The following is a 14307-nucleotide window of genomic DNA, read 5'->3' as shown; positions in this document are numbered from 1 at the left end:
GGATAAATTTTGTAATAAAAATTACAAATTACAATATTTGTTGGTTTTATAATTTGAGGTTATAAAAAATTGTTCGTTGTGGTTTTCAGAGTTTCTATCCTTATACATTTTATCAAAGTAGTTACTCAGTGATAATATTCTTTCCTTATTTATTGGGTTTATGTACTGGAGAAACATTTGTTCGGTACTGTGTCCTGTTGCTTCCATTAACAGGGCAGTGGGGATTCTTCCATAAAAATTAGTTGCAAAACTTCGCCTTCCGACATGGCTTGTTAAGGCAGTCCATTTTTGTATTTCTTTATATTTTGTTCTATACCCTTCACGTTTGCCTACTTTAACCAGCTGAGTTAAATCAGCCATTTGCGCAACTTTTTTGATATCCTCATTATAGTGCGTCAGACTCATCGGTTTAGGAAAGGAATGATTGTTTCCCCGAATTACATTCAGCACGGTAGGATGCAGAGGCAGCAGTATTTCTTTTTTGGTTTTTTGTTGAGTAAAAAAAAGGCATTCGCAATTATCAACCTTTGTAATTTTGTCAGCTGAAAACCTCATGAAATCTGAAACCCTCTGTCCTGTATAACAGCTTATCAGCAACCAGTCTTTAGCTCTTTGAAGATCTTTTGGAACTTTTGTATGCTTTATTTTTAAAATTTCTTGTTCGCTGAGGGTAAGAATTTCTTTTTGTTGTCTTTCTCTTCTTATTTCCAATTCCCGAACGTGAGTTGGTATTCCTCTTCTTTCGGCGAAATTGAGAATTGTTTTTATAAAGTGTATCGTTCTGTAGATGGTATTTTCACTATACTCTTCTTTTTTTCCAAAGCTCAAAAACTGATTAATGATCTGCATATCTGTTTCCTGAGTATAAAGTCTTTCTGTCAAATGACCTTCAAACCGTTGGATAAGATTAAAGAAAACTTTATATCTTTTATAGGTCGAATTACAAATTAACCCTTTTTTTATCGTGATATAATAGTCAATAAGATTCAGTAAACAATTTTCCGAATAGCAGTTTTTTTTAATGGAACAGATTTTTTGTACTTGCTTAGACAGCGAGCGTTGTGTAATTGTAGTTTTAGTCGCCTTGCTTTTTAAGTATTCGGTCAACGATATTTTCAACTCATCCAGCTTGTTGTTTATCTTTTTGTGATTTTTAAGGTAGATGTTCTTCGGTCGTTGTTTTTCTTTATCCCATTCTTTTTCATCAATATACAGAGGTAAACGAAATATAAAGTCTATTTTTTTATTTTCATCTATTAATTTCAGGTTGATATTTTTACCTGTATTATTTTTTGTAAGGAAAAAGAAAAATGTCATTGTTGAATTTTTAATGAGTTAATATTCAACGAATTTAACATAAAAAAAGTAGTCCTATGTAGACTACTTTTCGATGTAAAAGTATACAAATTTTATCAAAAAACAAATACATTTAAGCATTTGTTCTACAAATACATGCACGTAATTATCCCACTACTTCGTGAAGTTTTGTAAAACCCTAATATAACGGCTGTTTTTTACAAACGTTTATTCTGTCATTTAAGGGTCAAATGATTAATATCTGAAAGTAGTCTACATAGGACTACCTTTTAAATCTAACACATAATAATCTAGATATTAATTGAAATACTTAAAGTCATGAAAAATATTTATTCATACGTGATGTACTGTTGCCTTTTAACCATTCTTGTTTCAGGCAGCATTTTGACAGGTAATAGGTTAAAATCGTCATTAAAGGATTTTAGTGCCAATTACAGCTATGCAGGAATTTCCATGAAAGAAAATAAAAATCTGCAAAATGATTCTCTCATAGAAAAAAAAGAAATAGGCAGCCACAGGGTTTATATTAAAAGTAAAGATGCTAAAGGAAAGAAAGCTAATGCGTTTCCCTCTCCTTCGGATTTAAATAGGGCACAGGCGGTATCTATCGACAAATATGTGCCGTTTTTATTCGTTTTTGCAATTATTTTTATTATTTATTATGTAAGGAATAATGAGAAGAAAAATAATTCATAACCTAAAAGAGCAGGAAAGATAAAAATGAAAGACTCATTTAAACTTGACAATAACAAGCGAATCAGAATTTACATCATGATCATACTGTTTTTGCTCTGTACAAATATGTTGTTGCTATCTCTCTCTTTGTTCCTTCCTTTTAAGAAATCATACAAAGCTGTCTTTATAATGCTCCTTTCAGTCATAATGTTCTTTTTATGCCTAAAACTTTGGAAGTGCAGATTCTTTGAAATAGAAAATTCCGGAATGGTTTGCAGTATCAAATTATATTCTCCTTTAAGAAAGGGATGGATTAATCCGATTATTGAATTTCCTATAAATGTATTGGATGATTTTTCATTGATAAACAATCAATTTTATATACAATTAAAAAGACATGACGGACTCCATACAAAAGTGAGGTTAAATGTTTTGGGATTGACCAAAAGCCAGAAGCAGCAATTAAGGATATATTTTAATAAAATAGTAAAGAAAACTGAAACATCAAATTATGAATATTGATTTAAAAAACATCCACATCGGATCTCTTATCTATACAAGAAGTCAAGAACTGAATATTTCAATAGAAAGAAGCTGCAGCTTTCTCAAATGTTCTGAGGGCGAAATTGAGACTATGTATAAGTCAGCAAGTCTGGACACTGCCTTTTTATTACGATGGTCCAAGCTTCTCGAGTATGACTTCTTTAGAATATACACACAGCATTTGATTCTCTACTCACCGCCCAGTGCACTTTCCGAAAATCTACTGCAAAAAAAAACTGCCCTTCCTTATTTTCGCAAGAATATTTATACCCGGGAAATCATCGACTTTATATTAGAACTGCTTAATAACGGTCATAAAACAAAGCTTCAAATAAGAGAAGAGTATGGAATTCCTAAAAGTACGCTTCATAGATGGATTGATAAATACAATACTGCAAATGAAAGAACAGCCAAATAAACCACCGAATTACAAGAAGATTTATACGGATATAATTAATATGAAATTTCCTGAAAAAAAGGTAGAATGTGATCAATTGCTGTCTAAGAAAAAGTTATCGGTATTTGATATTTTAGAACTAAATAACAGGATTTTTGGAAAACCGAATGACATCCAGGAAAAAAACAATCAGAAGCATCGGAACTACACCAAAGGTGATATTATAGAAATCTTAAAGTATCAAAAATACAACTATCTAAATAATACTCAGCTCGCTTTGCACTTCAAACTAAGCAGAAATACGGTGACACGTTGGAAGAGATTATTTAAGTTTTAAAAATATGTTTTAAAAATATGGTTTTACATGTCCATTTGTGTCATGATACTGGGGAATTTTCCTCGATGAAAATAAAAAGAGTGGATGTTTACCTTATCTGAGTTAGGCGTTCTTTAAGTTAATCAATAAGAAAAATAGGTAAGACACTTTTTTTAAGTGCTACTAAGCCATCCAAATCTTGTAAAAAAGAGTTTGCATTTTATCCGTGAAAAGTCAAAAAAGGAGACTACATTATAGTTGTCTCCTTTCTATTCTATATCATTTAATTCTCATATCACTCTGAAAGTTTAAAAGTAAACTCGTTTCTAGGATCCGTTTTATAGGCATTTTTTTGAGTAACCGGTGAAATACCGAAAAGAGGCGAGTACGTTTTCACTTTTACGGTTTTATTATCCGGATAGAATTCAATAATTCTTAGCCAGCCATCACCTCCGTTACCATCACGGTGACCTCCGCCTTCACTCTGCATATCAAAAAGCATCTGATTCACGTTCTTCCCATAATTATTAGAATCTACGCGGAAGCCTTCACCGGAGATATGACCACTTAACACCAACTCAAGGTTTTGAGACGGCTGTATCAGCTTTTGCCATATCTGTTCTCCGTTATTAGACTCCGGAAGTGCAATGGTTTTGGATTTTTGAGGCACATTGTTTACCAAAAAAGGCTCGTACATGAACCATGAATTCTCTTTATCCGTTCTCTTGTCTTTCTCATTCAGGAAGGCATGAGTGATTAAAATCGATTTATGGTTTTTATATTGAGGCATATCCAACACTTTTTTAGCCCATTCCAACGTTTTATTTCTCGGCGCAAATTCAAGGCTTAGAAATAAATAGTCCTGACCATTTAATCCTTTAAGTTCCAAAACAGAATTTTCCATGCTTGGAGCACCGGCATCATTAAAAAAGTTTTGTGCTAAATATTTCTGATTTAAACTGTTAAAATTAGATGGGAAAAACTCATTATAACGGGAAAATCTTCTGCCTTCGCTATTGATACTGAAGTCATGATTTCCCGTTGCAGCTATGTAAGGTACTTTTCCATTCAGCCTTCCCAAGATTGATTGTATAGATTTCCACTGGTCATCTGCACTTTGATCTCCATCATATCCTTGATTAAGAATATTATTATGTTCCACCAAATCTCCAACCTGGCAAACCATTTTAATATTAAGTGGAGAGATATTATCCTCAATCCATCTTACCATCAGATCCAAAATCGGTTGATTTCTGTTCCATTTCACATAGTTTTGTGTGTCCGGGATCAGAACGATGCTCCATGATTTTTCATTGTCTAATTTTGGAGCCTGAAATTTTTCCTGCCCAAAAACCACTGCAGACAGCAGCAACAGAAATAGTGATATATTCTTCTTCATATATTCTTTTTATAATTAATATCCTGGGTTTTGTTTTAAATTAGGGTTCGCATCCATTTCCGATTGTGGGATTGGCCAATATTCATCTTTATTGATTTTATAAACCACTTGCTGTGTTGAAAAATAGGTTGCAGCTTGTGAAGGATTATAAATAGGATTTGCACTTTCATCAAAGCCTGTTATTGCTGATTTTGACCAGTTGTTTGCATTACGGTTTAAGTATAAATATCCGTTCATTACATTATTTGCAATGCCCCAACGTCTTATGTCGTACCATCTTAGTCCGTCATTTGCCAATTCTACTTTTCTTTCATATCGAAGGGCTTTTCTCAATTGAGCTTGTGACATTCCGGGATTTAAAGGTGGCATTTTTGCACGTGTTCTGATCTGGTTGATCGCATCATAAACAGAATTATCCAGCTGATTCAACTCAATTTTTGCTTCTGCATAGATCAACATCAATTCCGGTAATCTGAAAATTCCGACACCTAAATCTGAATTTCCGCTTACTGAGGTAGAATTAAAGTCAGCAATATCAACCACTTTTCTCCAAAGGTAACCACTGAAAGAGCGATAAGCATTGGTCGCATCAGCATTGGCAACCTGTGTTGGTGCTCCGGGTGACCAGTAATTATTTACTTTTACGAAAGATGTATTAGGCTCAAATTGGTATCCAAGATATCTTGAATGCGGACGTACAGCATACATATCAAGACGCGGATCTCTGTTTTTAAACGGATTTGTTTCATCATACAGTGGAGATTCCAATATTGATAAACCATCTGTCATTTCATAAGAATCAATAAGATTTTGAGTAGGTCCCCAATAGCAAACTCCTTTACCCAAACGAGATGCTGCATAATATTGCTGATTATGAAGATATCCCGGTACATTAATGTTGTATTCAGCAACCCAGATCCATTCCTTACTGCTTGCAAAACCACTGTGTCCGAAAATATTACTAGGATCCGGCTCTCCCACGGTGTGATCTTTACCGGCAAAATTCACAGAAGCATTAAATGGTGTCAAACTATAAACCCCTGCCGCTGCGTCTAAAGCCTGTTTTGAAGTAACTGCCGCTGCTGCATATTGTTTAGAATAAAGTTCAACTCTGGCTTTTAACATTAAAGCTGCTATACGGGATGCACGCACATTTCCGAACTGTGATTGTGATATAGGAAGTTGAGGGGCAACCGCTCCAAGTTCGTCAATAATAAATTGCTGAATTTCTGCAACAGGTGTTCTTGCAACATTAGCATTTTCAAGCGTAACTGCTGATTTTATCAATGGAACATCTCCGTAAAGCTCGATCAATTGAGAATAGGCGTAAGCACGGATAAATCTTAATTCCGAGCCAAGCTCAGCCTTTTGCGCTTCGGTAAGTCCTGAAATTCCATTCAGTTTATCGAGGACGGCGTGACATCTTGCAATGGTCTGATAATGAACTTCCCAAGGTTTTATTGCCAATGCATTGGTCGTAGTAAGAGAACTCGTGATAGGGGATGTATAATTGGTTCCCGGTCTTGCATATCCGATATCCGTAATATTATCCATCACGTGCCACATCGGCGTACTGGCAGCATCCAAAGTGCTTAAATTTCTATACGCTGCAAAAAGTCCCATTTTTCCTTCCTCATAAGATGCAGGGAAAGTCCCGGATGTTGGTCCGTTAAGCGGCTCTAAATCCATATCGGAGCTTGAGCACGAAGTGATTACGGCCAATAAAAATATTTTTAAAAAGTTTTTCATTTTTTTATCATTAAAATTTAACATCAATACCGAATGAGTATGTTTTTACTTGTGGATAATAGTTTCCGCCTCCCAGAGCAACGCCGTCAGAACTTGCTGCATTGTAGTTGATTTCCGGGTCATATCCTTCGTAGAATTTTGTAGAAGTGAATAGGTTTTGTGCATTTAAGTAGATGTAAATGCTCTGCAGGAATGTATTATCTGTAAAAGATTTAGGCAATTCATATCCGATCTGTACATTTTTAAGACGCATATACGCTGCACTTCTCATCCACATGGTCGAGTTTTGTGTATTGTTTGTAGAGGTCAGAGAAACACGTGGAAACTGAGCGTTTGGATTTTCCGGTGTCCAGTAATCAAGTTGCCAAGGTTTCACAGCACTTGAATTTACGGCAGGAATTACGTAATGTGAATCCAGATAACCATCAACTTTTCCAACACCCTGTATCAAAGCTGATAATCTGAAGCCTTTATAAGAAAAATCCATATTAAAACCATAGGTATATCTAGGAATTGTGCTTCCGATAATGGTTCTGTCGGCATCTGTGATTTTTCCGTCCCCGATCGGGTTTCCATTAGCATCAAAAGCTCCTGCAATATCCTTGTATCTGATATCTCCGGGCTTCAAAGTTCCGAATTGTGTTGGTCCTGCATCGATTTCAGCCTGATTTTGGTATAATCCATCAGCGATAAATCCATAAATAGAATTCACTGATGAACCAACCTGCTGACGAAGAATTGTTCCTGAAGACTGACCTTTCATGTCAAGAATTTATTATTGACATCAGAAAGATTGAAACCTAGACTCATTTTAAAATCTCCCCATCTTTCATTATACTGCGCACCGATTTCCCAACCTTTGTTGCTTACAGTGGCAGCGTTTTGAACGGGTGCCTGTAAACCGGTAAGCTGAGATGTATTTAGCCTTAAAAGAATCCCGTCGGTTTTTTTATCGTAAATATCAAAAGTAAGGTCTAATTTTTTCCATAAAGATACATCAACCCCAAGACCTGACATGGTGGTTTCTTCCCACTTCAAATCAGGATTAGACATGATTAACTGCTGGATCGTCTGATACACGACTCCGTTCATAGAAGTACTTCCCAATGATAATGGTTCTGAAAACGGATAAAAAGAAGAACTGATATTCTGATTTCCTAATTTACCCCAAGATCCCCTAAATTTTAATTGGCTGATCGTTCCTCTTAAACCTTCGAAAAAGTTTTCTTTTGAAACCACCCACCCAGCAGAAAACGATGGAAAAACTGCCCAACGGTTTTTGCCGATAAACCTTGAAGTACCGTCATATCTTACGTTAGCTTCAAATAAATATTTCTGATCAAAATTATAATTGAATCTCCCAAAAGCGGAAACTAGCAGCCATTCGTATTCTGATCCTGCATTATCTTTAGTCTCATTATCTGCGCCGGCGTCCAATTGTTCGTAATTGTCGTATAGAAAATCTCTTCTGTATCCGGATAATATTTTTTCGTTATAAGTTTCTCTTGAAGCTCCGGCAAGAAGCTCAAAACTGTGTTTGCCAAATTCTTTTTTTGCATTCGCCTGAAACTGATAGGTTCCGTAAAACTGACGTCTTGCAGATTCTGTAAGTTCTGTAAAGGTGTTGGCAGAACCGGCTTCAGTTCCGTCTTCGTAGTAGGTGGGGACGCTTTTTCTGAAAAGGTGGATGTTGGTCGTGTGATAACGCGGAGCTACAAGACCTTTTAATGTCAACCAGTCTGTAGGATTGTAAGAAATGTTCATATTTCCTATAAATTCTAAGTCGTTTTGGGTACGGTTTCCACCATTTTCGATAAAGCCAACCGGATTGATTTTTACCCATCCGTCGGAATAGTTATTACCATAATAAATTGGAATATTGGTAGGCATTCTGCCAAGATAATTCCAGATGGTAGGTTCATCGGCAATCTGTTTTCTGTCTTTGTTGACAAATGACATATCCAGCCTGATATTCCATTGATCATTCGGTGTGATATCCATATTATTACGGAAAGTAAACCTCGTAAAGTCGGTATTTTTAATAATACCTTCCTGTTTTGAATAGCCAAATGACGGCGATACGCTTATAATTCCGGATTTTGCCGATAACGAGAAATAATGATCCTGCAAGAACCCGCTTCCCTGAAGGATCGCTTTTTGCCAGTCATAATTGCTTGGGTCTTTTTTGTATGCTTCGTTAAAAGCATTGATGGCTTCATCACTGTAGATCTTTGTCCCGTTGTCATTCATGCTGGCATCATTAAATACCTTCATATAAGTAAGACCATCGGTAACTTTTGGTATTGCCGTAGCTCTCTGCCATCCTGTGTACACCCGGTATTGAGCGGTCAATTTGTTTCCCTTAGCACGTTTTGTCGTTACAAGAATAACTCCGCCGGCTGCTCTGGAACCATAAATTGCAGCAGAAGCAGCATCTTTAAGAACGGAAATAGACTCAATCATGTTGACATCAATATCATTGATATTTCCTGCAACACCATCAATAATAAAAAGAGGATTGCTGTCGGAGCCTCCAAAACTGTTGATCCCTCTGATTCTAATGTTTCCGGCATCACCGCCTGGCGCACCAGTTTGTGTAGTCACCGTAACACCGGGTGCAAGCCCCTGTAAAGCATTTCCGGCTGAAAGTATTGGCTGTCCGTTTGCTGATGAACCTTTCACCACAGATACAGATCCTGTTATGATCGATTTTTTTTGTGTACCGTAACCAACAACCACTACTTCTTCAATTTTTTTCTCCTGTTGGTTTATAGTGTCATTTTGAGGTTTTATCTTATTTTCAGTGAAAGAATTATTAGAAATTAATTTTCTAAGTGTTACAATATTGTTTTGGATTTGATAATCTAAAGGAACAGTCTTTTTTAGATAATCTAAGCTTTGCTTTAATGATGAATAATTAATTTTACTTTCATCTACCCAGATATTTTTAAAATCTGAGGCAGAATAAAAGAATTTAGTATTGGTAGATTTTCCTAATTTTTTAAGTATTTTAACTAATGATACCTGCCCCTGATTGTTTGTGACAGGCGTGCTGGCCTGGGTTTGCGCATAATTTAGCACAGGAAGTCCCATAGCAGCGAGTAAAGCAATAGAAATTGCAGTTTTTTTCATAAATTTGAAGAGTTAATTTATTATTCTTTAGCGAGTTTTTGAATTAATTACAAGCACTGATAACGCCACATTATTGGTGCTGTTTTATTTTTAATAGAGGGTTATTTCATTTTCATTTTTAAAAACAGTTTTTAGGTTAAAGGGATAATTTATAATGGAAAGAATTTCTTTTAAGTTTCCTGAGAACGAGCCTGATACTTCGTTTTTAGCAATTTTTTTCGGATAGGTGATTTTGGCTCCGTATGTATTTTCTATTTCAGCTATCGCATCCTCAAAGGTTGTATTTTCAAAAGTGAAAGTTTTTACAGCAGTGACCGCATAATAATGAAAATCACTTTTTGTCGGAGACGTGCTCCAGTTTTCATTCGGTAGGAGATAGGTTAGCTTGCCGTTGTGATCTATTTTTACTTTTCCTTCAAACAGTTTTACCTTTTTTTCTTCTGATTTCTGATCAACTGAGAATTTTGTTCCCAAAACCTCAACACTGAAACCACCTGCATCTACTATAAAAGGTCTGGATTTATCCTTTGCAATCGAGAAAAAGCCTTTTCCCAGAAATTTTACATTTCTGTATTTCTTTCCAAAATCTTTATTGATGGATAATTTACTGTAAGGTTCCAGGGTGATAACGCTATTATCGGATAATCTGAACGTTTTAGAAGATTCATTAGTTTGTAATACGATTACTGACAAACTGTTTTTCGTTTCTTTTGGCGTAAAATCTTTATAAAAGAACAGAATTCCGAATAAAGGAACCAAAACAGCCGCCGTCATCCAATAATATTTTCGCTTATTATTTTGCTTAATTCTCCCGTCTATTCCTCTCCATATTCTGGAATCGGTTGCAGAATCCATTTCCTGTTTTTCTTCGGAGACGGTTTTCCAAATTTTTTCAAAATGTTTTTGAGAATCTTTCATACAATTATAATTACGCGGTTATATAAAAATATCCACCCCGAAGAGATGGATTTAATGATTTGTTTATACTGGTTAATATTTAATTAAAACAGATTTAAGTTTGCCTTTATGTATCTAATGACTTTATTGACTTGCTTTTCTACAGCCGTTTTTGAGATATTATTTTCTTTTGCGATCTGAGAATAGCTTATTTTCTCTAATTTATTTTTATAAAAAAAAGTCTTGCTTCTTTCAGGAAGGTTTTCCAGAAGGTTTTGTATTTTTCGTAATTGCTCTTCTTTAAATTCAGTATCATTTTTTTCCGAATCGGCTTCATCTTTGATAAAACTTTCATCCGAAAAAGAGAAGATCATTTTGTTTTTTCTGTAAAAATTAGCAACTTCCTGTTGAGCTGTTTTGAAGATGACCGCTTCTAAAGTCTGGGGATTTTTAAGAGACGAAGAATGTTTCCAGAGATGTACAAAAATCTCCTGCACAACGTCTTCCACATCTTCCATATTGGAAATAAACTTTTTGACAAAAAAGTATACCTGATGTTTGTAATCTAAATATATTTTTTTAAAATATTCCATTATAAAGCACGACACGGTTTCAATGCATCGGCAAAAGTAATCAATTCGTATTGCGTTAATATCAAGTATATATTAAATTTGACTTAGGTTTATTTAATATAAAGAGTTTTGTGCTGGTTTCAAAGAGAGCTTATAAATTTCGTTAATTTTGAAAAAGAATTTCGTAATTTCTTACACATGTAAGTTTCAGAAATGATATAAACTGTGCAATTTTAAGTTCACAAAATTTTCTTACTATGAAAAAAGTTTACTTACTTTCAGCCTGCTTGTTTTTAAGCATTCTGAATGCTCAAACCAGTCTAAGAGTTCTTAGCGGTTGGGGAACACGTCTTTATGATATTAATAACAATGGAAATGCTGTACATTCCGGAGGCTATTATAGCTACTCTGCAAATGTAAGTACACCCATAGAAGCTACTGCCGATGCAACAAACCGGTTAAATAACGGAGAAAATATAGCCGGAAGTATGCCTTTTACAGCAGCGGACGGTTCTGCCTTGAGCCAGGCTGCTTATCGAAAAAATGGAGTTTGGACAGCTATTGGTTATTTTTCCGGAGATATACCGGGAAACAGCTGGTTTGGGGATGCAAAAGGAATTTCAACAAACAGTGTGTATGTAACCGGGCAAATGACATCTGGTAATGCAGGGAGCAGCTATCCTTATATTTATAATACAGAAACCAATACACTCACCAAACTTACCGGTGATCTGCTTTACACCAATGGTCGCGGTGCTGATGTAAATAATAATGGAGTAGTGGCAGGCTGGATAGATCGGGAAGATATTTTCGGAACAGGAACTTTTCGGGTGCCCGCATATTTTGATCAGAATGGTGGTTTACATTATATTGATTTCAGTACCCCGGAATATGGAGAAGCCAATGATGTGAATAACGTCGGACAGGTGGTAGGTTACAAAGGGAGTAAAGCTTTTATTTACGATATCAATACCAATATCTATCAAGCCTTTGATGCTCCTGCAGGATATACTGATGCCGTATTTGTATCAGTATCAGATAATGGTACTGCTGTAGGATATTGCGGAATGATCGGAGATAGAGAGGTGATTATTTATCACCCATCTTTGGGAGCTAATCCCATTTTACTTACTGATCTTTTAAGTTCTCAAAATATTCCCGTTACTACATTTGACGCAAAACTAGGCACAGGAATGGGAATATCATCTGACGGTAAATATATTTGCGGGTTTGATAATACCATTCCCCCAATATTTGCTGCAGGATGGATCGTTAAATTAGACAATTCGATACTTTCTACAAACAATATTAAAAATAATAGTCTCAAATTTAATATTTATCCAAACCCTGTACAGGATTTTCTCAATATTTCAAGCGGAAAAATAATAAAAGCAGTGTCTATATATGATGTAAACGGCAAAGTAGTCATAAGAGATCAGGAAATCCATAAAATAAATGCTAAAATTGATGTTTCTATGCTAAGTACAGGTGTTTATCTTGGAAGCGCAACCTTGGATGAAGGAATAATTAAAACTTTTAAGATCATTAAAAAATAAGGTGGTCATATCCTTTAATGTACCAACTATAAATAGTAATTAAATCTTCCTTTTAAATCATAGGTATCCAAAATTAATTCTGTGACAGTAGGTAATATTTTTCTGAATAATGATTTAAAATTTTTATTAGATTATTGATACTATTTAAGTTAGTACTTCTGATATAATTATCTTTAAATTCAATGGTGAAAATGCAGTATAAGAACGATGATATTTTGTAGTTTTCCGATTAAAAATTGTATTGATTAGCCGATTAAAAAGATTGATATTATTAACGTAATGACGGACAAAATTTATTTTATTAAATTTGGGCACATAATTATGTTAAATTGAAAAGGATACAAATCTTAAAAGCGGGGCTGAAGCTTTTCGTCATTCATGGACTTCATGCAGTTACCATTGCACAGATTGCTGCCGAAGCAAATGTAGGTATAGGCACGGTATACAGACATTTTAAAAGTAAAGAAGATATTGTTCAGCAAATCTGGATTATGCAAAAAACTGAAGAATCAACCTACATCTTTAAAAATTATACACCGGAGGGGAATATTCGAAATCAGTTTAATTTTCTCTGGGAAAGGGTTATAGGTTATTTTCTGGAGCATCCCCTTGAGTTTCAATTCTCCTATCAATTTGCTGCGTCGCCGATTTTGACCAAGGAGATTCATGAGATAGCGATGAAGGATTTTTTAAAATTTGACGAATTATTTGAGTCGGGTATAAAAGAAAATTTGTTCAAACCACTGACAGCAAGACGTCTTAGGCTTTTTACTTTCAGTACGATCAACGGCTGGATCTTATGGGCACTTGATGAAAAAATGGAAATTAATACTAAAATAATCAATATGTTTCTGGAGATGTCATGGGACGCCATCACAAAATAATATTTTTTACATAAAAACTGACGGAATATTCCGTCAGTTTTTGTACATTCGTTTAACAAAAAAACATATTAAAAACGATGGTGCTAAAAATTATCAATTCATTATTGATCCTTATTGCTGTATTTATGGGGCTAAAGCAGGGATATGCCATGCTTTCGGGTAAGCCTGAAATGGTGGAAATGTTCAGCAAATGGAATTTTAATAAAACCGGATTATCCATAAATGGAAGTATTACAATATTAGCTTCTTTATTGATTCTTTTTCCCAAAACCTTTGTTTGGGGAAATTTCCTTATGGCAGCTGGGATTTTACTTATTATCTGTTTTCATCTTTTAGATAAAGACTTAAAAGGGGTTCTCATTGAGCTGCCTTTTTTATTATTAAATATGATAATAATCTATCTGCAGTATCCTTTAAAAAACATAGTATAAATGAAAATTTCAGTATTTATAGTACTTACAGCCGGTTTACTTAGTTTCACAGCTTGTGGACAAAAACCTGTTTCAGATAAAAGAACCGAACAAAAAAATAATAAAATGAATACGGATAAATTAACGAACGATATCGTAAAGCAAGCTTTTGAGGCATGGCAAAAAGGAGATAGCAAGACATTTTTGTCGTTATTCATAGCAGAGCCAAAATTATATGATGACGGGAATCCAAGAGATTTCCAAAAATTTGTAAAGGATGCTTGCGGTCATGAACGTTTTACAACAATTGACAAAGTGGAAAATGAAGGAAAAGATATCTATGGCAATTTTCATACGGAAAGCTGGGGAGACTTTAGAACGTATTTTAAATTTCATATTGAAGACGATGGGAAGATTTCACGTCTGGACATAGGTCAGGCCAATTAAATATAATAAAACA

General features: G+C 34.9%; 14 protein-coding genes. 7 read left to right on the top strand and 7 right to left on the bottom strand.

Features of this window, described 5'->3' with window-relative positions; translation table 11 throughout:
- Nucleotides 1–21 precede the first annotated feature (21 nt).
- A complete protein-coding gene (locus tag ABD745_RS13965) occupies nucleotides 22–1317 on the bottom strand; it encodes a tyrosine-type recombinase/integrase (RefSeq protein ID WP_344831010.1) in 1296 nt (431 codons plus the stop codon).
- Between the two features lie 318 nt (nucleotides 1318–1635).
- On the opposite strand from ABD745_RS13965, the gene ABD745_RS13960 reads away from it, so the two are divergent.
- The 3 genes from ABD745_RS13960 to ABD745_RS13950 all read left to right on the top strand — a co-directional run bounded on the left by ABD745_RS13960 (nucleotide 1636) and on the right by ABD745_RS13950 (nucleotide 3269).
- Nucleotides 1636–2013, top strand: a complete 378-nt coding sequence (locus tag ABD745_RS13960; RefSeq protein ID WP_344831008.1) for a hypothetical protein — start codon at nucleotides 1636–1638, stop codon at nucleotides 2011–2013.
- A gap of 490 nt (nucleotides 2014–2503) precedes the next feature.
- Nucleotides 2504–2953 (top strand): helix-turn-helix domain-containing protein, encoded by a 450-nt coding sequence (locus ABD745_RS13955; protein WP_344831006.1) that lies wholly within the window; start codon nucleotides 2504–2506, stop codon nucleotides 2951–2953.
- Nucleotides 2934–3269, top strand: coding sequence for a helix-turn-helix domain-containing protein (locus ABD745_RS13950; protein WP_344831003.1), 336 nt, complete (start codon nucleotides 2934–2936; stop codon nucleotides 3267–3269). Before ABD745_RS13955 ends, ABD745_RS13950 begins: the two co-directional genes overlap by 20 nt.
- A 274-nt stretch (nucleotides 3270–3543) precedes the next feature.
- Here the strand turns inward: ABD745_RS13950 and ABD745_RS13945 are convergent, their stop codons facing one another.
- The 6 genes from ABD745_RS13945 to ABD745_RS13920 form a co-directional block, all read right to left on the bottom strand.
- A complete protein-coding gene (locus tag ABD745_RS13945; protein ID WP_344831002.1) occupies nucleotides 3544–4647 on the bottom strand; it encodes a metallophosphoesterase in 1104 nt (367 codons plus the stop codon).
- Nucleotides 4648–4662: 15 nt separating this feature from the next.
- Nucleotides 4663–6396: a RagB/SusD family nutrient uptake outer membrane protein gene (locus ABD745_RS13940; protein WP_344831000.1), complete on the bottom strand. Its 1734-nt coding sequence runs from the start codon at nucleotides 6394–6396 to the stop codon at nucleotides 4663–4665.
- 10 nt (nucleotides 6397–6406) lie between these two features.
- Nucleotides 6407–7159 carry a SusC/RagA family TonB-linked outer membrane protein gene (locus tag ABD745_RS13935; RefSeq protein ID WP_344830997.1) on the bottom strand — a complete coding sequence of 251 codons (753 nt, stop codon included), beginning with the start codon at nucleotides 7157–7159 and terminating at the stop codon, nucleotides 6407–6409.
- Entirely contained in the window at nucleotides 7156–9528 is a 2373-nt protein-coding gene (locus ABD745_RS13930) for a SusC/RagA family TonB-linked outer membrane protein (protein ID WP_344830994.1), read from the bottom strand. The genes ABD745_RS13935 and ABD745_RS13930 overlap by 4 nt, the downstream gene beginning before the upstream one ends.
- A 90-nt stretch (nucleotides 9529–9618) precedes the next feature.
- Nucleotides 9619–10446 (bottom strand): FecR family protein, encoded by an 828-nt coding sequence (locus ABD745_RS13925; RefSeq protein ID WP_344830992.1) that lies wholly within the window; start codon nucleotides 10444–10446, stop codon nucleotides 9619–9621.
- An 83-nt stretch (nucleotides 10447–10529) separates the two neighbouring features.
- Nucleotides 10530–11018: an RNA polymerase sigma factor gene (locus tag ABD745_RS13920; protein ID WP_344830988.1), complete on the bottom strand. Its 489-nt coding sequence runs from the start codon at nucleotides 11016–11018 to the stop codon at nucleotides 10530–10532.
- Between the two features lie 236 nt (nucleotides 11019–11254).
- Here ABD745_RS13920 and ABD745_RS13915 point away from each other — a divergent pair, with 236 nt between their 5' ends.
- The 4 genes from ABD745_RS13915 to ABD745_RS13900 all read left to right on the top strand — a co-directional run bounded on the left by ABD745_RS13915 (nucleotide 11255) and on the right by ABD745_RS13900 (nucleotide 14294).
- A complete protein-coding gene (locus ABD745_RS13915) occupies nucleotides 11255–12553 on the top strand; it encodes a T9SS type A sorting domain-containing protein (RefSeq protein WP_344830984.1) in 1299 nt (432 codons plus the stop codon).
- Between the two features lie 329 nt (nucleotides 12554–12882).
- Nucleotides 12883–13437, top strand: a complete 555-nt coding sequence (locus ABD745_RS13910; protein WP_344830980.1) for a TetR/AcrR family transcriptional regulator — start codon at nucleotides 12883–12885, stop codon at nucleotides 13435–13437.
- A gap of 77 nt (nucleotides 13438–13514) precedes the next feature.
- Entirely contained in the window at nucleotides 13515–13868 is a 354-nt protein-coding gene (locus ABD745_RS13905; RefSeq protein WP_344830976.1) for a DoxX family protein, read from the top strand.
- On the top strand, nucleotides 13869–14294 hold the full coding sequence (locus tag ABD745_RS13900; protein ID WP_344830973.1) for a hypothetical protein: 426 nt from the start codon (nucleotides 13869–13871) through the stop codon (nucleotides 14292–14294).
- The last annotated feature ends 13 nt before the right edge of the window (nucleotides 14295–14307 follow it).

Source organism: Chryseobacterium ginsenosidimutans, assembly GCF_039536845.1.
In the GTDB taxonomy this organism is placed as follows: domain Bacteria; phylum Bacteroidota; class Bacteroidia; order Flavobacteriales; family Weeksellaceae; genus Chryseobacterium; species Chryseobacterium ginsenosidimutans_B.
The sequence above is the reverse complement of the archived record's forward strand: the minus strand, read 5'-3'. Positions and strand labels throughout refer to the sequence as shown.

What these genes read in the sequence shown, in the direction of transcription:
- ABD745_RS13965 (WP_344831010.1), bottom strand. Translation starts at nt 1,317, where the DNA reads ATGACATTTTTCTTTTTCCTTACAAAAAATAATACAGGTAAAAATATC.
- ABD745_RS13960 (WP_344831008.1), top strand. Translation starts at nt 1,636, where the DNA reads ATGAAAAATATTTATTCATACGTGATGTACTGTTGCCTTTTAACCATT.
- ABD745_RS13955 (WP_344831006.1), top strand. Translation starts at nt 2,504, where the DNA reads ATGAATATTGATTTAAAAAACATCCACATCGGATCTCTTATCTATACA.
- ABD745_RS13950 (WP_344831003.1), top strand. Translation starts at nt 2,934, where the DNA reads ATGAAAGAACAGCCAAATAAACCACCGAATTACAAGAAGATTTATACG.
- ABD745_RS13945 (WP_344831002.1), bottom strand. Translation starts at nt 4,647, where the DNA reads ATGAAGAAGAATATATCACTATTTCTGTTGCTGCTGTCTGCAGTGGTT.
- ABD745_RS13940 (WP_344831000.1), bottom strand. Translation starts at nt 6,396, where the DNA reads ATGAAAAACTTTTTAAAAATATTTTTATTGGCCGTAATCACTTCGTGC.
- ABD745_RS13935 (WP_344830997.1), bottom strand. Translation starts at nt 7,159, where the DNA reads ATGAAAGGTCAGTCTTCAGGAACAATTCTTCGTCAGCAGGTTGGTTCA.
- ABD745_RS13930 (WP_344830994.1), bottom strand. Translation starts at nt 9,528, where the DNA reads ATGAAAAAAACTGCAATTTCTATTGCTTTACTCGCTGCTATGGGACTT.
- ABD745_RS13925 (WP_344830992.1), bottom strand. Translation starts at nt 10,446, where the DNA reads ATGAAAGATTCTCAAAAACATTTTGAAAAAATTTGGAAAACCGTCTCC.
- ABD745_RS13920 (WP_344830988.1), bottom strand. Translation starts at nt 11,018, where the DNA reads ATGGAATATTTTAAAAAAATATATTTAGATTACAAACATCAGGTATAC.
- ABD745_RS13915 (WP_344830984.1), top strand. Translation starts at nt 11,255, where the DNA reads ATGAAAAAAGTTTACTTACTTTCAGCCTGCTTGTTTTTAAGCATTCTG.
- ABD745_RS13905 (WP_344830976.1), top strand. Translation starts at nt 13,515, where the DNA reads ATGGTGCTAAAAATTATCAATTCATTATTGATCCTTATTGCTGTATTT.
- ABD745_RS13900 (WP_344830973.1), top strand. Translation starts at nt 13,869, where the DNA reads ATGAAAATTTCAGTATTTATAGTACTTACAGCCGGTTTACTTAGTTTC.